Origin of the sequence: Sphingopyxis terrae subsp. terrae NBRC 15098, assembly GCF_001610975.1 — a bacterium.
Taxonomy (GTDB): Bacteria; Pseudomonadota; Alphaproteobacteria; order Sphingomonadales; family Sphingomonadaceae; genus Sphingopyxis; species Sphingopyxis terrae_A.
The window spans coordinates 262,638-282,797 of record NZ_CP013342.1 but is presented as its reverse complement, the minus strand read 5'-3'; the positions used below and the strand labels follow the sequence as shown (position 1 = coordinate 282,797).

Sequence of the window (20,160 nt, the reverse complement as noted above, 5' to 3'; positions counted from 1 at the left end):
AATGGGCGTGGGTCAGGTCGAAGGCTTGAGCCGCTTGCGCGCGTTGGCGACGGCTTCCTGTTCGGCGTCATAGGCGGCTGAGGATGCCTTGTCGGCCTCGGCCTCCAGATCTTCTACCTTCTGCAGATCGGCGGCCGACCAGTTGCTGCGATCGTAAGCCTCGTCATAGTCGCCGGCCGCGTCGGCCGTCGCCGCGGCTGCATCCGCGGCGTCAGCGGCCGCGTCTGCGGCATCGCCCGCTGCATCGACGGCATCGACCGCGGTAGCGTCCGTGGTCATGTCGTCGTTCCACATGTCGCGGTTCTCCTTGAGCGTCTTGACGTCGACTTTCATCAGCTTGGCAAGCTTCGCCAGCTCGGCGTCGGTGAGGTCGCTCATCGCCTTTTCCTTGGGCAGATCCTTGAGCTGGCCTTCAAGCTCGGGGCCGCGGTCGATGAACTTGTTGATCAGCGGCGGCACGGCCTTGACCATCGCGATCATTACTTCGGGATCGGCCTGCAGCGACATCCATTCGGCGCCATAGGCCTGGCCCGTCGGGGTGGCGAGAAAGGCGTTGAGGTCGCCGAGCTGCTGCGCGCTGAACTTGCGGGCGTAAGCGCGGGCGAGGCCGTCGCGCATCGGCGGCTCGAGATCGCCGAGCGCCTCGCTGATCAGCGGCTTGATCACCTTGTTGATCTGATCCTCGCGTTCCTTGCGGTGCGGGTCGAACATATCGGCGATCGCGGTCTTGCTCGTCGCATCAAGCGCGGCAATCTTCTCGCTATCGACGCCCGTCTTGATCGAGAGCATCAGGTCGGACATGCTGCTCGTCTGATCCATGAAGGCGCGAAACAGCTTGCCGTACATATTGTCGAGCATCTTCTCGATGCTTCCCGCCGGGATCAGCGCGTTCGTCGTCTGCTGCGCGAGCGCGAGCTGCGCCGGATCGACCGGCGGCAGCTTGTCGACCTCGAAGATTTTTTCGATCAGCGCGATCGCCTGATCGATTTCCTTCTGCATCTTCGCCTTGGCGTTAGCGAGCGACTGCTCGCTGTCGGGCTCGCTTTCACTCTCTGCGGGCATTGCAACGGTGACTGCCTCGGCGATCGGCGCTTCCTTGGGCGCGGCATAGGCGTGGGCAGGCGTCAGCACCACGGCGCCAGCGAGCAGCAGATTTTTGAACGTCGACATTTTGAAATCCCTTCCCCTGTTGGTCAGGCTGCCTTCTTTTCGCTTTTCGCTTTCGCCTTCAACCATTTCGACATCTGTTCGCTGACATCGCGGCCGTCGCGAATGCCCCAGACGACCAGGCTGGCGCCGCGGACAATGTCGCCGGCGGCAAAAACGCCGGGAAGGCTGGTCATCATCGTCTGATGATCGACGCGCAGCGTGCCCCAGCGCGTGACCGACAGATCGGGCGAACCGAACAGGTGCGGCAATTCCTCCGGATCGAAACCCAGCGCCTTGATCACCATGTCGGCGGGCAGGTCGAAGGTGCGGCCCGGATCGGGTTCGGGGCTGCGCCGGCCGCTTGCGTCGGGCGCGCCAAGGCGCATCCCGGCAACCGCGACCTCCTTCACATGCTTGTCGGCGGCAAAGCTTTCGGGGGCGGACAGCCAGACGAACTCGACGCCTTCCTCTTCGGCATTGGCGACTTCGCGCTGCGATCCCGGCATATTCTCGCGGTCGCGGCGATAGAGGCATTTCACCGATTTGGCGCCTTGGCGGATCGCGGTGCGGACGCAGTCCATCGCGGTATCGCCGCCGCCGATGACGACGACATGCTTGCCTTCGGCATTCAGGCTGCCATCGTCGAAGGCCGGGACCGCATCGCCAAACCCTTTGCGGTTCGACGCGACCAGATAATCGAGCGCCGCGATCACCCCCTCGGCGCCGTTGCCAGGGACGTTGATCTCGCGCGCCTTGTAGACGCCGGTGGCGATCAGCACCGCATCGTGGCGCCGGCGCAGCTCCTCCAGCGTCGCATCACGCCCGACCTCGAAGCCCTGATGGAAATGGATGCCGCTTTCCGCGAGCCGATCGACGCGGCGCATCACCACATCCTTTTCCAGCTTGAAGCCGGGGATGCCATAGGTCAGCAGGCCGCCGGCGCGGTCGTGCCGATCGTAGACATGCACCTCATGCCCCTCTGCGCGCAGATATTCGGCGGCGGTCAGGCCCGCGGGCCCCGCGCCGACAATGGCGACCGACTGGCCCGTTGCGGGGCCGACATGGACGGGTTCGACCCATCCCTCGGCCCAGGCGGTGTCGGTGATATATTTCTCGACGCTGCCGATCGTCACCGCCCCGTGACCCGAAAATTCGATCACGCAATTGCCTTCGCAAAGGCGGTCCTGCGGGCAGATGCGGCCGCAGATTTCGGGCATGGTCGACGTTGCGTTCGACAGTTCGTAGGCTTCGCGCAGCCGTCCCTCGGCGGTCAGGCGCAACCAGTCGGGGATATGATTGTGGAGCGGGCAGTGGACCGAGCAATAGGGTACGCCGCACTGCGAGCAGCGCGACGCCTGATCGTCGGCTTCCGGCTGCGCGTAGCGGGCCGCGATTTCGTTAAAATCGCGCGCACGTTCGTCGGCCGAGCGCTTGTCCGGATAATGTTGTTCGCGCCCCACAAATTGGAGCATGCGTTCGGAAGCCATGCAAAATCCCCTTCGTTGAAGCGCGGATGCATGGCGGGAGCGCCGCTGTCACGGACATTTTGTGGAGTAAGACAGTTATGCTGACCTAAAAATTAGGGGTTTCAGTTGGCGGATGCGCGGACACGCAACTAAGTTTCGCAATTAGTAAAATATCGGACCTATCTCATGGTGAGCCAGATAAGCGCGGCGCCGCCGACGATGATTCGATACCAGGCGAACGGCGCGAAGCCATAGCGCGTTACCACGGCCAGAAACGCCTTGATGACCGCCCACGCAACGACGAACGAAACCGCGGCGCCGAGCGCGATCAGGCCCATATCGTTCGAGGTGATCGCATCACGATGCTTGGCGAGCTGCAGCACCGTCGCACCGGTCAGCGTCGGCAGCGCGAGGAAGAAGCTGAATTCGGCGGCGGTCTTGCGGTCTACGCCCATCGCCATCGCCCCCATGATCGTCGCGCCCGAGCGGCTGACGCCGGGGATCATCGCGAGGCACTGGACCAGCCCGACCATGATCGACTGGCGCAGCGTCAGCTTGGCGACCCCGCCACTCTCCTTCGGCTTGGCGAGCTTTTCGACCAGCAGGATCGCGAAGCCGCCGATCACCAGCGCCCAGGCGACGACGACGGCACTTTCCAGCAACGTCTCGATATAGTCGCCGAACGCGAGCCCCAGAACCACCGCCGGAATGAAGGCGACGAGCAGATTGCGCACAAAGGCGATCGCCACCGGATCACGCCGGAAAAAGCCGATGAACATGTCCCAGAATAATTTGCGATAGAGGACGACGATCGCAAGGATCGCCCCGGGCTGGATAGCGATATTGAAGATCGCCCATTTCGACGCGTCATAGCCGAGCAATTCGGTGGCGAGGATCAGATGCCCGGTGGACGAGACGGGCAGGAATTCGGTCAGCCCCTCGACGATGCCGAGGATGATCGCGGTCAGCCACAGGCTCATCGTCCGGCCTCCACGCGCAGGAGAAGGGCGGGGCGGGGCGATGCGGCAAACTGGATCATGGACTTCCCGAAGCTGGAGATGACAAGCGAAGGGGCGCCCGCGCGGTGCCGGACGCCCCTGTCCTGATGTTGAGACCTACGCAGCGCGGACGGATTTATCCAGCCGCTTATTGCGCCTTTCGTCGCGCGCGCGGCTCAGCGGGCCATCGCTGCGAAGCGGCCATGGCGGCGATACTGGACGAGCCAGCCGTCGGCGACGTCGGCCAGCGCGGTGGGGGCGATGCCCAGCGCGGCAAGGCCGTTAGTTCCGCTGACGATATTGTCGTGCTGCAGCATCAGCCATTGATCCTTGGTGATCGGAGCGCCCGGCGCCCAGCCGAAGCCGCGCGCCAGAAAGCCCGACACGGTATCGGGAATCTCGACGAACAGGCGGTTCCGACCGATCGCTTTCGCAATCCACTGCTGTAGCTCCAGCATGGTGAACTGCTGCGGACCGCCGAGCTCGAGCGTCTGGCCGGGGGTATCGAGTGCCGCGACCACCGCATCGGCGACGTCGCCGACATAGACCGGCTGGAATTTCGCCTTCGGCGCGATGACCGGCACCGCAGGCAGCGCGCGGATGAGGCCCGCGAAGCGGTTGATGAACTTGTCCTCGCGGCCGAAGACGATCGACGGACGCAGGATCGCTGCGCCAGCGAAAGCGGCGCGCACGGCGGCTTCACCGTCGCCCTTGCTGCGGCCATAGCCCGACGCGCTGGCCGGATCGGCGCCAATCGCCGAGATATGGACGAGCGCTTTCGCACCCGCCGCCTTTGCTGCGGCCGCGACATGGCCGGCGCCGGCGGCCTGGACCGCCGCCATATCGGCAAAGCTGCCGACGAGGTTAATCACGGCGTCGCTGCCCGTCGCGGCGCGGGCGACGCTGCGGGCATCGCGCACATCGGCGGCGACGAACTGCGTCTGGCCCAGCCCGCCGAGCGGCTTCAGAAACACCGCCTGGCGCGGGTCGCGCTGCGCAATCCGCACGCGCGCGCCGCGTGCCAGCAGCCGCTGGACGACATAGCGGCCCAGAAAGCCGCCGCCGCCGAACACCGTGATCAATTGCCCGCTCAGATTCTGCATCACCTTGCCTGTCTTGCCGATTCTCGAAGCCGGACGCCGCAGCGTCCCTCGCGTCCCCATGCCGCGAAGCGCCCGAAGGGGCAAGCGCGAAGGGCGGGGCAGGGCGCGCGAGGGCAACAAATCCGCGCCCTTGAAATAAAATTTGCCGCGGGGCGGGCCGACGCGGTTGACAAGCCCGCCGCCCCGCCGCTAAGCGCCCGCTCCTACCCCGTGCCCAGATGGCGGAATTGGTAGACGCACCAGCTTCAGGTGCTGGCGATCGCAAGGTCGTGGAGGTTCGAGTCCTCTTCTGGGCACCAGTGACCTTTCCGGCAACGTCCGGGAACGTCCAGCAAGCGGCTGGTTTTCCACCGTTTTTCGATGAGAATCGCTGAATGGAATCCAGGCTGATCCAGCCGGAACCATCAGCGTACCATCAGCTTTGATGGTGTTTTTGATGGTTCCGGTCAGCCTCTTGCAGGTGAAACCATCATGACGCTTACCCACATCCAGATTTCGAACGCCAAGCCCGCAGAAAAGGCCTATAAAATGGCCGATAGCGATGCCCTATATCTCGTGGTCAGACCGAGCGGAGCAAAGGTCTGGCGAATGAACTATCGTCACCTGGGCCGACAAAAGACTCTCTACTTCGGTTCGTGGCCTGATATTGGAATTGCTTCCGCTCGGGAACTGCGCGACGCAGCGCGAAAGCTGCTTCTTGCAGGGCTCGATCCGGCCGCGGAAAAGAAGGTCGAACGGATCACCCGAAAGATCGCCGAGGACAACACGTTCAAGACGATCGCAGAGGAATGGCTGGCGAAAAACGAACGGGAAGAGCGCGCGGCCGTCACGCTTCGCAAAATTCGCTGGCTCCTCGATATCGCCAATCCACTGATCGGCAGCCGTCCGATCTCGAAAATCACGCCCCAGGAGGTTCTGGCCGTACTCCGTAAGGTCGAGGCCAATGGACGGTATGAAAGTGCGCGTCGGATGCGCAGCGTGATCAGCAGGGTCTTCCGATACGCGATCGCCACCGCAAGGGCGGACCGTGATCTTGCGGCTGACTTGCGCGGCGCGCTCACGGCTCCGAAGGTAAAGCACCACGCCGCGATCACGACCCGCAAGGAAACAGGGGCGCTCCTGCGCGCTATCGAAGGATATGCTGGTCACGAAATCACGGCAATTGCGCTGCGACTGACGCCGCATGTCTTCGTGAGGCCGGGCGAACTGCGACAGGCGGAATGGACGGAGATCGATGTCGAGGACGCGGTGTGGACGATCCCGGCCGACAAGATGAAAATGCGCCGTCAGCATTGTGTCCCGCTGTCCAGGCAGGTTCTCGAAATGCTTGAAGCGCTGCACGGCCTCACGGGCCATGGGCAATTTCTGTTCCCCTCATTTCGAACTTCCCGGCGGTGCATGTCCGAGAATACGGTGAGCGCGGCCCTTCGGCGTCTCGGCTATAGCCGCGAGGAGATGACGGCGCATGGCTTCCGTTCGACAGCCGCGACTCTTCTCAACCAGATGGGCATGTGGCATCCCGATGCGATCGAGAGGCAGCTCGCGCATCTGGATGCAAACGCGACGCGGCGAATCTACACGCGCGGCGAATATTGGGATGAGCGTGTGCGCATGATGCAGCACTGGTCGGACTATCTCGACCAGCTCCGCGATGGCGCACAGATTGTGCGGCCATCTTTTCAGAGGGGCGGCCGAATGACTGCCTAGCGCGCTCAGGTTTTGCGGTAGTACGTTCATATATTTATGTATATTTTATGAGGTAACGATCATAAATTTACGATCAAAATATCTTGATATGTTCATATTTATATATACATCTTCGGCTCATCAGGACATATATATATGAACGAAGATCAGGCCGCCCTTGCCCGCAAGCAACTCGAAAGACGTTTCGCGCCCTTGCGCGAAACGTCTTTTGCCGTGCCCCCAAGAGGCTGGATAAAGGCAATACGCGAAGCTCTGGGCATGACGGTCCGCCAGCTTGCCGCTCGTATGGGAACATCGATTTCGCGCATTCCCGTGATTGAGAAGGCCGAAGTCAGCGGATCCACCACGATTAAGACGCTGCGTCAGGCGGCTGAGGCAATGAACTGCACTTTCGTTTATGCCTTCGTACCGACGAAGCCGCTTGATGATATCCTGCGCGACCGCGCGAAGCAGAAAGCGAGCAAGGATATTGCGCGGCTGGACCATACCATGCGGCTGGAAAATCAGGCCCTGCTCAAAGCCGATCTCGACGAAGAACAGCGGCGCATGATCGAACTCATTCTATCCGGCTCCTTGCGCGGCCTGTGGGATGATGAATGACAGATAAGCTGTTTAACGATGACGACGACGCCAACACGCCGCTGACCGCCGAGGAGCGCGAACAACTCATCCCGTCCTATATCACCATGCGGCATGAGCTGAATGAAGCCGAACAGATCAATATCAGGCAAGCTTTACGATGGGTGATGAGCCGGAAGCGGGATATTCTCGATCAGGATTTCATGAACCAGCTTCACAAACGCATGTTCGGAGACGTGTGGCGTTGGGCCGGGCAGTATCGCACCACGCCGCGCAACATTGGCGTCGATGCTTACAGAATCCCCATGGACCTTCGTCAACTGATCGACGACACGCGATATTGGGTCGAGCATGGAACCTACCCACCCGATGAAATTGCCGTCCGATTCAGCCACCGGCTCGTTGCCATCCATCCTTTCCCGAACGGCAATGGCCGTTTTTCGCGTATGGTCGGCGACATGCTGGCGGTCCAACTCGGATGTACACCGTTTACATGGGGAAGCGTTGGCCTGGTCAATGCCAGCGAAACGAGAGCAGCTTATGTTGCCGCACTTAAAGTAGCCGATAGCCATGATATCGGGCCATTGTTGCTCTTTGCACGATCATAGCTAGATAGCCAGCATGTGACTCCGCATGGACCAAGCGATCAATAGCTGCTCCGACGCGAGCTACACGGTGGGAACGAAAATTTGGGACCCTCTTTTCGAGCGGTGGCGCAACCGATTATGCGCTGGTTAGGGCTTTCAGACTTTTATATGGGATCAGCGTAGATCGGCCGACCTTGACGGTTTCAAGGTCGCCGGACTCGATGAGTTCGTAAATCCTGGATCGACTGATTCCGGTGAGCTTGACGGCAGTGGAAATCCGTACCGTAAGGGGCTCGATAAATACGATCTCAACCGGAGTGTCATCGGAATCCCGCATCTTTCATGTCCTCGCAACGAGACATTTTTGCGCGCGGTTCCAACGCAGCTTTCGCCCGCTCAAGCATGGTCGGCGGCACGATTTTCACAAGGAGGAGGGCACGTAGCTACCGGTCGGCGGCATTCCCGCGCCGCGGGGCCACAGACTAATGCCGCAGCCAAGCGGAGCGAGGAGGAAAAGAGGGGGTTATTGCGTATCCGTCCTGATGAAGAGGCTCGCCATGCCTGCAGGGTTTTCAACGTCTCGCAAGCCAGAACTCGAAGTCGCCGGGGCCGTTCTTGTGCGCCGCTTCGGCGGGACTTGGTCTGGCGATTCTGGCATGTGCCGCTGCCCTGCTCATGAGGATAAAACCCCGAGCCTGTCGGTCAGGATTGGCGAAACACGACTTTTGTTCAAATGCTTTGCCGGCTGCGATATTTCCGATGTGCTCCGGGCGCTTCGCCGCGACGGTCTGAACGCCCTCGACGCACGTGACGGCAGGGGGGCGCCATCCTCCCTCCCTAAAGAATGGCTACAGCAGCGTGCCCGTGACCTGTGGGGCATTGGTCGGCCAATAAACTGGACAATCGCGGAGACCTATTTGCGGAACAGGTCGATCGATATTGCACCTAACTGCCTGCGGTTCGCTCCCCGAACGCCTCTCGGCAAGGGCCGACTGGCCGTGTTTCGACCGGCGATGCTCGCCGCGGTAACCGATGACTCGGGATTGTTGGCCGTCCAACGGACCTTCCTTGATGGCAGGGGCCGACGCGCGCGCGACCTCCGGCACCCTCGCAGATTGCTCGGTCACCCCCGCACAGGTGCGGTTCGACTCGCGCCGGCCGCTTATACACTCGGAATTGCCGAGGGCGTCGAGACAGCGATCTCGGCGATGATCCTCCTCGGCATCCCGGTCTGGGCCGCACTCGGCAATGAGCGCATCCCACAAATTACTATTCCAGAATCGGTGTCGCGTCTCATCCTGTTGCCCGACAACGACCGTGCCGGCCGCCTCGCCGTGCCGCTCGCCGTGAAGGCGCACGCGGTGCCCGGACGACGCATCGATACGATCTGGCCATGGAACGGCCGAAACGACTGGAACGATGTCCTCAGGCAAGGAGGGAAGGGAGTGGGGGACTGGCGGCGCCGAGCGGCCTGAATGGTCGGGCTTCCGCCGCCAGGAGACTGATTATGTCATTTCCCATCGTATACGCGCCTGCGCGCAACTGCGTCCCTTCGCCGCTCAACGTCAGGACCGAAAGCGATCCCGATGCCGACGCAGAACTGGAGGCGATGATCGGCGAGGCCGGCTTCGTGCTCCAGAATTTGATTGGTACGGCAGTCAAGCGCAAGAAGGACCACTACAGCATCTTCGGCGGCGGTCGGCGCCTCGAGCGCGTGCACGTCCTGATCGAAAAGGGGCGGCTCCCGGACGACTTCAAGATTCCGGTCATGGTGATGCCGGACGCGAAGCGTGCCATCGAGTTCAGCTACGCCGAGAATAACAAGCTCCCGATGACCGCCGCGGACGAGTGCATGGCGTTCAAGAACATGATCGAGAAGGAGGACAAGACTGCGGCCCAGGTCGCGGCGCGCTTCGGCAAAACCGAGCGCTTCGTGCTCGGCCGCGTCCGTCTCGCCGATCTCCACGAGACGATCTTCGATGCGCTGCGCAAGGGCGAAATCACCCTCGAAATTGCAAAGGCCTATGGCAGCACCTCGGATACGGCTCGCCAATCCCGCGTCTTCGAGCAATATCGCGACAGCTATTACCGCAACGACCCGTACACCATCCGGCGTGAGCTCGCCGCCGGCAGCTACCGGGGCGGCGACCCGAAAGCGCTGCTCGTCGGCCGCGATGCCTATGTCGAGGCGGGCGGGCGGATCGACTCTGACCTCTTTTCCGACAGTGCATCCGAGAACTGGATCGATGGCGACGTCCTCGACCGCCTCGCTGATGAGAAGCTGGCTGCGGAAGCCGAAGCGATCCGGGCGCGCGAGGGCTTCGCGGAAATTCGCGCGGTCCCGATGACGCGCATCTCGTTCGCGGATTATGATGGCCTCCGCCCGGTCCGCGGCGAGATTCCTGAACCGACCGCAGAGGAGGTAGCGCGCTGCGCCGAAATCGAAGCTGAGATGAACATGATCGCCGAATCTGCCGACGAGAGTGATGACGGCATCACCGAGGACGAGGAACAGCGGTATCGCGAACTTGAATCCGAACTGAGCGGCATCCAGAATCGACCGGCGGTCTTGACCGACGACCAAAAGGCCGCGGCACTTGCCTTCCTCGTCATCGGCGAAGATGGCCAGCCGCGTGTGCACCATCAGGCCTACATGGTGCCGACCGAGGCCGACGAAGACATCGATGGCGACGATGATAGCGACGCCGAGACCGACGGCTCTGTCTCGGCGAAACCGGCAATGAGCCAACGACTCATCGACGAGCTCGCAACGATGAAGGCGGAACTGCTTCGTGTCCATGTCGCAAGCGATCCCCGCTTTGCGCTCGATCTCGGAACCTTCGTGATGGTCGATGCGGCTTTACGGCGCTACGCTTCCGATCTCGCCAGCGACCTTCGCGCCGATGCCGCGCCGTCGCGTGTCATTGGCTTCGAAAGCGGATCGCTCGCGGCTGACGAATGGGCCAAGCTCGAAGAGGGGCTCGATCGAAGCTGGGTCCAGCCGAACATCGGCGTCGCCGGGCGCTACGATGCCTTCTGCGCGCTCGGCGAAGAAGCGCGTGCGGCTTGGCTCGCTTGGGCGATCGCCCGGACGATCCATGCGGTGCCCATGAAAGATTCCGCCAGCGGTTTCGTCGATCATCTCGGTCGCAAGCTCAAGATCGATGTCGCCGCCTGGTGGCGCCCGACCGCGAAGAATTATTTCAAGCGGCTCACCAAGAGCTCCATCATCGACCTCTTTCAGGAGATCGGCGGCAGCGAGCTCAGCCAGCGCTACGGGGCGTCGAAGAAGAACCTGCTCGCCTCTTCGGCTGAACAGCTCTTCGCCGGGAACATCATCGTCGAGGCGGACGTCAAGGAAAAGGCGCTTGCCTGGCTGCCTGACGCCATGCGCTTCGAGCATCCGGTCGCCGAGCCGGTGAACGATGATGGCGAAGACGAAACGAGCGGCACCGTCGAACCCGAGGCGGCGGGCGATCCCGCCGATGATACCCACGAGGACGAGCCGCTCTCCGACGCGGCCTAATCTCGCTCTTCGATTTTATGGGGTCGCGGTCCTGCGCCGCGGCCCCTTTTCTTATGCCCCCATTCCAGTCGGGAGGAGAGGGGGAGGGGCGATGGCAGCGGGGGCGTGTTGCTCCCGAACCTCTTCAGGAGAATTGCCATGACCCTTCCGCTTCTGAAGCTCGCTGAAACCCCGGGCACCGAGGCCCGGGAAAAAGCCGAACGCCTTTATGGCGTCGCCCGCGCACTGCGCGACCGGCTCGCCGATCCGCAATCCGTGACCCGCTCGCTGCTCAAGCGCCTGATGGTGGAAGCGTTCCGCGGCTCCGATGCCGACGGGCGCTGGTCGATGCGCGATGCCTATGACGCGCTCGAAGCCGCGCAGGCATCGGACACGCTCGTGCCCGATGATGACCCGAACCCGGACTGGGGGCCCGAAGACGAATTCGCGGATATCCTCGCGTTCGAGAAGGCGCTGCCGACCCAGACCTATCGCAGCGAGCACCAGGTCGATATGCAGCAGTTCAGCACGCCGGCGGCGCTGTCCTGGCTCGCGGCCCGAGCGGCGGCGGTCACTGCTGGCGATCATGTGCTCGAACCGTCGGCAGGTACCGGCATGCTTGCGGCGCGCGCGATCGCCGCGGGCGCGAGCGCTTCGCTCAACGAGCGCGATCCCTGCCGGGCGGCGCTGCTTTCCCTCGTGACGGGCCGCCCAGTCACGACCCATGACGCCGAGTTCATCAACGACCGGCTGCCGACGGATGTTCGGCCGACAATTGTCCTGATCAACCCGCCCTTCAGCCGCAGCGAGGGGCGCGGCCAAGATCGCCATGCCGGAGCGCGCCATCTTCGCTCCGCGCTGCTGCGTCTTGCCGAGGGCGGACGCTGCGTCGCGATCATGTCGCCGACCTTCGCGCACGATGCGAGCGGCGCGAGCGGCTATGTCTCCGTCGCCGAAATTGCCCGCCCGCGCGTCGAGATCACGATTCTCGGCCGTCCCTATGCGAAGCATGGCACCAGCGTCGCCGTCCGCCTGATCGTCTTCGACAAGGGCTGGATCGGCCAAACCGAGCGCCACACGGTCGACACCATCGCGGCGGCGCTGCCCATCGTGCTCGCGGCTCCGGCGCGGCTTGACCCATCCGACGAACCGCCCCCGGCGTCCCCGGCGGTAATCCCGATGCGTCCCGCGCTGAGGCCTTCGTCGTCCTCACTCTTCTCCGGCCTCGCTGGCCCCAGGATCATCGCACCCTCGCGGATCGCCGCGACCGATGATCTAGCGCAGCCGCTCGCCTATTCGGTCCGCGACGCGCCGCTCCCTGTCGGCGATCCGGTCGGTATCTATGCGCCTTGGCGGCTCGCCCGCATCGATATTCCAGGCGCGAAGCCCCACCCCGACGATCTCGTGGAATCGCTCGCCATGGCGTCGGTTCTGCCCCCGATCCCCCAATATCGCCCGCTTTTCCAGAAGCGGGCAAGCGAGGCGCTGTCAGACGCCCAGCTCGAAGCGATCATTTACGCAGGCGATGCCTTCTCGCGCGACCTCTCGGGCCGGTTCGTCACCAACACGGCAGGCGACTTGCTGATCGAGGACCCCGAAGGCCGCCCCTATCGCATGGGCTTCTTCATCGGGGACGGGACGGGCGTCGGCAAGGGCCGTGAAGGCGCCGCAATTATCCGGGACCAATGGAACTGCGGCAATCAGCGCGCCATGTGGATCTCGAAGGGCGCGACGCTCCTCGAAGATGCCCGGCGCGACTGGAGCGCGCTCGGCGGGCTTCCAATCGACGTCCAGCCGCTCGACGCCTTTCCGCTTGGTCAGCCGATCGGCATGGCGAGTGGCATCCTCTTCCTCACCTATGCGACGCTCCGGTCCCAGCGCCACGACCAATGCTCGCGCCTGCAGCAGATTCTCGAGTGGACGGGCGCCGGGTTCGAAGGCGTGATCCTCTTCGATGAATCCCATTCGATGGGCAACGCCGCCGGGACCAAGGACGAGTACCGGCAAGCCAAGGGATCCGAGCAGGGCCTCGCCGGGGTCCGCCTGCAAAATGCGCTGCCGCGCGCCCGCGTTGTCTATGAATCGGCGACCGGCGCCACCAAGCCCGAAAATTTGAGTTACGCGTCGCGGCTCGGGCTCTGGGGTCCCGGTACGGCGTTTGCCAATCGCGACGGCTTTCTCGCCGCGATGACCGACGGCGGCATCGCCGCGATGGAAATCGTCGCCCGCGATCTCAAGTCCATGGGTCTCTACACCGCCCGGGCGCTCAGTTTCGCCGGCGTCGAATATGACCCGCTCGAGCATCAGCTCACGCCGGACCAGATCGACATCTACGACGCCTATGCCGATGCATGGGCGATCATTCACCAGAACCTCGACGAGGTTCTGAAGGCGTCGAACATCGTCGACCGCATTTCGGGGCAGACGATGAACGCCCAGGCCAAGGGATCGGCGCTGAGCCGGTTCGAAAGCGCGAAGCAGCGGTTCTTCTCGCAGGTCCTGATCGCGATGAAGATGCCGACGCTCGTTCGCGCGATCGAGGATGAACTCGCCGCGGGCCATGTCGCCGTCGTTCAGCTCACCAGTACCGCCGAGGCAATACTCGACCGCCGCCTGGCTGACCTGTCACCCGAAGAACGGGCGAACCTCTCGATCGATGTCTCCCCACTCGACACCATGGTCGATTATCTGAAGACCGCCTTCCCAACCCGGCAAATGCGCGCCTTTCGCGCGACCGATGGGTCAATGCGCTCCGAGCCAATGCTCGATGACGACGGCAACGGTGTCCTGTGCCAGGAAGCGGTCGCCGCGCGCGACGATTTGATCGAGCGGCTCTGCTCGATGCCGCCTGTTCCGGCTGCGCTCGACTTTCTCATCGTACATTTCGGCACCGACATGGTTTCCGAGGTCACGGGGCGCACGCGGCGGATTGTCGTTGATGGGCAGGGCCGGCAGAAGGTCGAGCGTCGCACGTCCAGTTCCAACATCGCCGAGACCGACAACTTCATGTCGGGGCGAAAGCCCATCCTCGTCTTTTCCGAGGCGGGTGGCACGGGGCGGTCCTACCACGCTGACCTGGACTGCCCGACCGCGCGCAAGCGGCGCATCCACTTCCTGCTCGAACCCGGATGGCGCGCCGACATCGCGATCCAGGGCCTCGGTCGCACCCACCGCACCTACCAATCCATGCCGCCGGTGTTCCGCCCGGTCACGACCAACTGCAAGGGTGAACGCCGCTTTATCAGCACGATCGCGCGCCGTCTCGACACGCTGGGCGCGCTCACGCGCGGCCAACGCCAGACAGGCGGCCAGAACCTGTTCGATCCCGCCGATAATCTCGAAAGCAGCTATGCCCGCGAGGCCCTGACCCAGTGGTATCACCTCCTCCACGCCGGCAAGCTCGCGAGCGTCAGCCTCGAGAAATTCCAGATCATCACAGGCCTGAAGCTTGTCGATGAGCATGGCACCTTGCTCGACAAGCTGCCGCCGATCCAGCGCTGGCTCAACCGCATCCTCGCGCTCAGGATCGCGACCCAGAACGCGGTTTTCGAGGAATATATGGGGCTCATACAGGCCCGCGTCGACGCAGCGCGCGAAGCCGGAACGCTCGACCTCGGCGTCGAAGCGATCCGGGCCGAGCGTATCGTTCAGATCTCGGAGCGCGTGCTCAGGAAAGACCCGGTATCCGGCGCCGAAACGCGTTTGCTCCGCCTCGAGCTTCATCTGAAGCCGCACGTCACCGGATGGACGCGCCTCGACAAGATCTGGGGAAGCTCCGACGACGTGCGATATCTGCGGAACAGCCGTTCGGGGCGCGTCGCCGTTTGCGTTCCATCCTGGTCGATCACCGACGACGAGGGGCGCCCCGTCAAGATGCTGGAGCTTGTCCGGCCGACGGGTTCCAATCGTATCCAACTCGCCGAACTTTGGCACACCTTCTGGAAAGAGGTCGATCACGATAGCTTCAAAAGCTTCTGGGAAGCAGAGGTGTCCGAAGCGCTCGATAAGGTCGATATTGACACGATCAGCGTCGCGACCGGCCTCCTTTTGCCCGTCTGGAACAAGCTGCCGCAAGACGATGTCCGCGTCTGGCGGATCGATGACGCGGCGGGAACGTCCATCCTCGGACGCATCGTGATGCCCACCGCGCTCGAGAAACTGGAGTCCGCCTTCGGTCTTGAGTCCTCGATCAAACTCACGCCCGATGAACTGATCGAGGCGGCGCGTGGCGGCGATGGCGCACTGATCCCGGGCCTCCATGGCGCGCGCCTCGTTTCCACGATGGTGAACAGTAGCCGGCGCTTCGAGGTCCGGGATTTCCAGCCACAGGACCGCGAATGGCTGAAGGCGCGCGGTCTGTTCAGCGAGGTGATCCAGTACAAGACGCGGCTCTTCCTGCCTGTCGAGAAGGCCGACGAGGTCCTCGCCGCGATCATCGCCGAGCGGCCGCAGTGAATCCCGAATCCACGAAGGGGGCCATGATGTCCGACTTCTATCCACTGGTCGATCAGGACTTTGTCGACCGCTTCAACACGGCTCTCACCGCGCTCGGGAGCTCGGCCAGCATTGCAGTCACGACCTTGCCGACCGACGGCACGGTCTTCGAGCTCCTGGACGACGAAAGCGATTTCCTGATCCTCGTCCCCTCGAACGCCACACCTGAAATCGTCAGCCTGACCTATCGCCTGTACGAAATAGGCGTCCGGCAAGGGCGGTGCGCCGGCGAAGCACTCGCATGGTCGAAGCTTCGCAGCCTCATCGGCGCTGCCGAATGCGGCCCCCAGTCACCGCCATAGTTTGCGTGCTGGGCCAATTTACAGGCGAAAAGGGGGGAGTGGGGGGGGGCTCGGTGTGGCGGCGGAATTGTCCGCAGGGCCATCGAGACGATGGAGGTTCCCATGACAGACCGTGCATCCGCGATCATTCGGATCGGCGGGGCGATCAGGAGCGATCTGATCGAGCCGCTGATCGACGCCATAGCGTGCGACCATGGAATGCTCGACTGGGTTGGAGCGACCGTCGATGCGTCCCACATTGTCGATGGCCAAGCCCTCGAAATCTGCGCCCATGGCCTGGTTGGCGGGCAATTCGATCAGGTCGAGGATTTCTGCACCCACCACGGCATTCCTTTTGTTCGCAATTCGGATCCGTGTGTCGGCGCGTTCAGCGCTCAGCGTGCCGTCTATACCGGCGAGGGCGATCCGCTATATTTCGACACCAACGGGTCGGACCATGTTCTCATGAGCCGGACCGAGTTGAATGGGCTCGGATCCATAGCCGCGGCCGACGCCTGGTTCGAAATTGCCGCATTCGTTCCGCCTCCGATTTCGATCGCTTCCGCGCCGGAAGAGCAGGGACCGTGGAGCCGCCGCGCCGGTCATCCGTTAGCCGACTGGAAATACGAGATCTCAAACGATGACACGCGTCTCGGCTATCTGGACTGGATTGCCGCCCGCGAAGCGAATGAGACCGGTGATACGATGCCAAGAGCCGAAGCCGTCGCCCCGGATGTTCCGCAACTCTATCTCCACCTCTATCATGGTCGCAAAGATCCCGATGAGAACCTCGAAGACTGGGGCAGTGATGGACCCGTCATCGGGCCGCTCGCTTATGTCCACACCACCTATATGTGTGACGTCAAATTTGCTGCCACACCTGAAGTGATGGACCGCTACTTCCCGGCGGTGATGTCCGATTGGCGGGCGCGAGGATTGTCGAACGTCGTCGGCCCGCTGTGCGATTGGCGCCTCACCATCTTCAACGATTATGTCGAGCATGACGGGGTCTACTACGGCGACTGGACGGTGTTTACTGCTACTCCCAGCGAGTTGAAGCGGCAGCCGCCAAGGCCACGGAGCCAGCGTGATGGCACGACGTCCGTCGACGTCCATGTTTGAAGGTTCATCGTTTCGGCGTCTGTGGATGGTTGAAAGCGTTCCCAATATGCCCTATATGAAACTCACTAAACTAGGAGCGCCGACATGTCTCGCACAGCCAGTATGGCCGCTATCGATGTAGATCGCATCCTGCGTGACCGCATCCTGGCAAGCGCCGACCGGATCATCAAGATGATGCCAGCTGCCGCCAAGACGGCGGCGATTGGCAGCATCGACGTCCCCGCGCTTGTCCTGAATATCGCGCGCGGCATTCCGTCGGTCGAAGCCGGCGATCCGGAACAGGCGGAAGAGATTACCCGGGCCATCGCCTTCAAACGGCGACTGATCGAAGCCGCAGGTGGAGCTTTCGATGCCGAAGCAGTTCGCAATCTGCTCGGACACAAGACAGTGCAGGCCGTCTACAAGGCCGCCCGGGACCGTCGCCTCCTCATGATCGATGACAATGGTGCCAAGCTGTTTCCGGCATTCCAGTTCGATGGCAATGCCATCCTCCCGGCGATTCCCCGCGTTCTCGGTGCTGCACCCGGGGCGAGCGGCTGGGCGGTCCTCCAGTATCTGGTGAGCGGCGACGACGGTCTGGGCGACGCGCGGCCGATCGACCTCCTAAGGGGCAATCAAGACGATGTCGATCGTGTCGTGCGTGTCGCCCAAACACTCGACGACTGACAATGGCGGCAAAATCGATGATGCCGGTGGCGACGATCGCTGCCGGACGGACGCTGCACCGTGTTCATGGCAAATCCGTCGACGCGCGCTGGTATGGCCGCAAGGACGCGTCCTGGCGCTGGGACGATCCCGACGGACAATTCGGCGTTCTTTATCTTGGGAAAACACTGGTTGGCCCGTTCGCGGAAAGCCTGCTGCGGAAGCCCGCTGACCGGGACCTGTTATGGGACCGTGTCGAGCAGAAGCGCGCGGCTACGTTCAAGACCAGACGAACACTACGCCTTGCCAAGCTGCATGGCCCCGGTCTCGCCTGGTTTCAGACCACCGCTGCCGGCGTAGCGGCCGATTTCGATCCGGTCACCAATCCTGGTGGTTACGACATTACGCAACGGATTTCCGCGATCGTTTATACCGAGACGGCGTTCGATGGCATCCAGTATAGGTCGCGCTTCGACACGGACGAACTTTGCATCGCATTGTTCGAGCGAGCGGATCCCGCAATCGACCTGACCGGTGAGAATCTGCAGATCGACAAGGGCTGGGTCCGCAAGATCCTCAAACCGCGTGGATTCGAACTCATAGAATTCTAGATCCACCGTCGATCCCGGTTGCGCGTTGAGCTACATATTTTGCAGTGGATTTTTCACTTTTGCGAGAAACCGCGCAGGAAATGAACCGCCGAGCGCGGACGTTCGAGGCGGATACCCAGCATTTCAAATTCATTCCTGTTCCCGGAACCTCACCACGCCGGCGTATCGCGCTCGCCGGGCAATCGACTTCGATCCAGACAGCGCAAAAAAATGCGGCGACCATCGAAGCTGACCGCCCAGCGCGATAATTGTTCCGACAACAGTGTCACGGTCTTCGACGACTATCCTGGCCGAGGAGAAGATGTCGATCCGCCCGTCCGAATCGACCTCAGAGGCGACGAATGATTGTCGGCTTAGCGCCCTATTCTGTTGAAGAAGTCGCCCGGCGGACTGCGGAGGGTGGAAGCGGACGGGAGGCGAACGGCCTCCCCACCTTGATCAGGCGGTGGCGAGGTGCTGGATCGGGAAGATCTTTGCCATTTTCCGGAGGTTTTGGGCCGCGGCGGCGAGGTGGAACTCGTCACGGGCACCATTGGGGCCGCGCAGACGCAAGCGGTCCAGTTTCAGGATGCGCTTGAGGTGGGCGAACAGCATTTCGACCTTCTTCCGCTCTCTGCTCGACACAAGATAGGCGTCGGTTGTCGCGATATCGCGGGCCATGTCGCGCGCGCCTTCGTGGATTGAACGCGTGATCTTGCGGGCTGGCGCATTGGGCGTGCATTGCGGCTTCAGAGCACAGCCTTCGCAGTCGTGCTGACGCGCGCGGTAGCGGATGGAGCCGTCCTTATCGATCCCGGTGCGCGGTGTACTGAAGTTGCGATTAGACCGCCGCAAGTGGTTGCCACCCGGGCAGATATAGCTGTCGTCGTCATAATCATAGATGAAGTCGACGCGCTCGAAGCTGCTGTCATTGCGACCGGATTTTTCGAACACGGGGATATGCGGCTCGATGCCTTTCTCTTCCACCAGCCACGCCAGGTTCGCGGCGGAACCATAGGCTGCGTCCGCTACAAGCCGATGCGGCCAGATGCCGAAGCGCTCCTGCGTCCGGTCGATCATTCTTCGCCCGGTCCATCGTCATCAGCTGGGAAATAGCAATGCCGCCGCGCGGTAGCTCGAAATCGGCTATCTCCACGGTCCGCTGCATCGGCCTCGCTCCCTCCCTTCGGCGCATTGGTCAGGCAGGTACGCGTGACCTACATTTCGATCCAAAGGTGATCGATGAGGATTGGCGCTAGGCCAGGCTTCCGGACATGGTTGGACTGCAGAGCGGCAAGACGCGCTCCGGCGTCATGGTCGTGCAATGTGATCTTGTCGCTTTCGGACCATCCTTCCACCGGCTCCGCCACAATGCCGTCGATCCAACTGTCGAGCTGCGTTCGCCAGAAGACACAATCTTCGGCCTGCAAGTACCCGATCATCGCCGCGCGATTGTGTGCAGCCCCATGGTGGCCCGCCTTGAAACGCTGGATTCCGCCCGCGCTGCTGAAACGGCTGATCAGATATTCGCGCTCGTCGCGGTCAGAGCCAGGAGGCGTGGGGAGGCGCTTGCATTCCACGGGCAGTAGGGTCTGATACTCGGTGTACGCCCGCCCTTCGATCCATATGACATCGCCGCAGGGCGCGACGGCGAGATCGATTGCGCGATTGCCGTTGGTTTCGTCGGGCTCCTCGCGCCGGAACTGAAGAAAATCCCATCCCGGAGCGTGCCGTGTCAGGCTGGCGAGGCGCGCGCAGAGTTGCGCGGTCAACTTCGTCTCCCCTGTCGCCGTTTCGCGCGCAGGATCGTCGCGCCATCCCGGAAGGGCATCGCGTAGGAAGCGGATCAGGGATGAGAACCATTCGCCGGGAAGATGCACGCCGGCGTCAAGCGAACCCGCATGACCAACGCTTTCACCGTCGTCGGCCAGCAT

At 62.6% G+C, this 20,160-nt stretch carries 16 protein-coding genes, 1 tRNA gene and 1 pseudogene; 11 read left to right on the top strand and 7 right to left on the bottom strand.

Annotation, left to right across the window (positions count from 1 at the left end):
• Positions 1-12: 12 nt before the first annotated feature.
• The 4 genes from AOA14_RS01355 to AOA14_RS01340 all read right to left on the bottom strand — a co-directional run bounded on the left by AOA14_RS01355 (position 13) and on the right by AOA14_RS01340 (position 4,716).
• On the bottom strand, positions 13-1,170 hold the full coding sequence (locus tag AOA14_RS01355; RefSeq protein ID WP_062900465.1) for a DUF2059 domain-containing protein: 1,158 nt from the start codon (positions 1,168-1,170) through the stop codon (positions 13-15).
• A gap of 23 nt (positions 1,171-1,193) precedes the next feature.
• Positions 1,194-2,636, bottom strand: a complete 1,443-nt coding sequence (locus AOA14_RS01350; protein WP_062900464.1) for an NAD(P)-dependent oxidoreductase — start codon at positions 2,634-2,636, stop codon at positions 1,194-1,196.
• A 158-nt stretch (positions 2,637-2,794) separates the two neighbouring features.
• Positions 2,795-3,595 (bottom strand): undecaprenyl-diphosphate phosphatase, encoded by an 801-nt coding sequence (locus AOA14_RS01345; RefSeq protein ID WP_062900463.1) that lies wholly within the window; start codon positions 3,593-3,595, stop codon positions 2,795-2,797.
• Between the two features lie 194 nt (positions 3,596-3,789).
• Positions 3,790-4,716 carry a complex I NDUFA9 subunit family protein gene (locus tag AOA14_RS01340; RefSeq protein ID WP_062900462.1) on the bottom strand — a complete coding sequence of 309 codons (927 nt, stop codon included), beginning with the start codon at positions 4,714-4,716 and terminating at the stop codon, positions 3,790-3,792.
• Positions 4,717-4,928: 212 nt separating this feature from the next.
• Here AOA14_RS01340 and AOA14_RS01335 point away from each other — a divergent pair.
• The 4 genes from AOA14_RS01335 (at position 4,929) to AOA14_RS01320 (ending at position 7,610) form a co-directional block, all read left to right on the top strand.
• Positions 4,929-5,015 (top strand) — tRNA-Leu (locus tag AOA14_RS01335).
• A 172-nt stretch (positions 5,016-5,187) separates the two neighbouring features.
• Entirely contained in the window at positions 5,188-6,423 is a 1,236-nt protein-coding gene (locus AOA14_RS01330; RefSeq protein ID WP_062900461.1) for a tyrosine-type recombinase/integrase, read from the top strand.
• 135 nt (positions 6,424-6,558) lie between these two features.
• On the top strand, positions 6,559-7,023 hold the full coding sequence (locus AOA14_RS01325; RefSeq protein WP_062900460.1) for a mobile mystery protein A: 465 nt from the start codon (positions 6,559-6,561) through the stop codon (positions 7,021-7,023).
• The gene (locus tag AOA14_RS01320) at positions 7,020-7,610 is read left to right on the top strand and encodes a mobile mystery protein B (RefSeq protein WP_062900459.1); all 591 of its coding nucleotides are present in this window, start codon (positions 7,020-7,022) and stop codon (positions 7,608-7,610) included. Before AOA14_RS01325 ends, AOA14_RS01320 begins: the two co-directional genes overlap by 4 nt.
• A 115-nt stretch (positions 7,611-7,725) precedes the next feature.
• Here AOA14_RS01320 and AOA14_RS01315 read toward each other — a convergent pair whose 3' ends face one another.
• Positions 7,726-7,926, bottom strand: coding sequence for a helix-turn-helix domain-containing protein (locus tag AOA14_RS01315; RefSeq protein ID WP_062900458.1), 201 nt, complete (start codon positions 7,924-7,926; stop codon positions 7,726-7,728).
• 205 nt (positions 7,927-8,131) lie between these two features.
• Here AOA14_RS01315 and AOA14_RS01310 point away from each other — a divergent pair, with 205 nt between their 5' ends.
• From AOA14_RS01310 to AOA14_RS01280, 7 genes are all read left to right on the top strand, one after another.
• Entirely contained in the window at positions 8,132-9,064 is a 933-nt protein-coding gene (locus AOA14_RS01310; RefSeq protein WP_223181169.1) for a DUF7146 domain-containing protein, read from the top strand.
• Positions 9,065-9,096: 32 nt separating this feature from the next.
• Positions 9,097-11,115 (top strand): ParB/RepB/Spo0J family partition protein, encoded by a 2,019-nt coding sequence (locus AOA14_RS01305; protein ID WP_062900457.1) that lies wholly within the window; start codon positions 9,097-9,099, stop codon positions 11,113-11,115.
• 138 nt (positions 11,116-11,253) lie between these two features.
• Positions 11,254-15,549, top strand: a complete 4,296-nt coding sequence (locus tag AOA14_RS01300; RefSeq protein ID WP_062900456.1) for a strawberry notch family protein — start codon at positions 11,254-11,256, stop codon at positions 15,547-15,549.
• 26 nt (positions 15,550-15,575) lie between these two features.
• On the top strand, positions 15,576-15,890 hold the full coding sequence (locus AOA14_RS01295) for a hypothetical protein (protein ID WP_062902943.1): 315 nt from the start codon (positions 15,576-15,578) through the stop codon (positions 15,888-15,890).
• Positions 15,891-15,992: 102 nt separating this feature from the next.
• Positions 15,993-16,991, top strand: coding sequence for a hypothetical protein (locus AOA14_RS01290; protein ID WP_120216964.1), 999 nt, complete (start codon positions 15,993-15,995; stop codon positions 16,989-16,991).
• 84 nt (positions 16,992-17,075) lie between these two features.
• Positions 17,076-17,657 carry a hypothetical protein gene (locus AOA14_RS01285; protein WP_062900454.1) on the top strand — a complete coding sequence of 194 codons (582 nt, stop codon included), beginning with the start codon at positions 17,076-17,078 and terminating at the stop codon, positions 17,655-17,657.
• A gap of 2 nt (positions 17,658-17,659) precedes the next feature.
• Positions 17,660-18,247, top strand: coding sequence for an RES family NAD+ phosphorylase (locus tag AOA14_RS01280; RefSeq protein WP_062900453.1), 588 nt, complete (start codon positions 17,660-17,662; stop codon positions 18,245-18,247).
• Between the two features lie 438 nt (positions 18,248-18,685).
• On the opposite strand, the pseudogene AOA14_RS01275 reads toward AOA14_RS01280, so the two are convergent.
• Together AOA14_RS01275 and AOA14_RS01270 are read right to left on the bottom strand one after the other, a co-directional pair.
• Positions 18,686-19,312 (bottom strand): annotated as a pseudogene (locus AOA14_RS01275) (transposase); the annotation flags it as partial.
• Between the two features lie 131 nt (positions 19,313-19,443).
• The gene (locus AOA14_RS01270; RefSeq protein WP_062900452.1) at positions 19,444-20,160 is read right to left on the bottom strand and encodes a hypothetical protein; all 717 of its coding nucleotides are present in this window, start codon (positions 20,158-20,160) and stop codon (positions 19,444-19,446) included.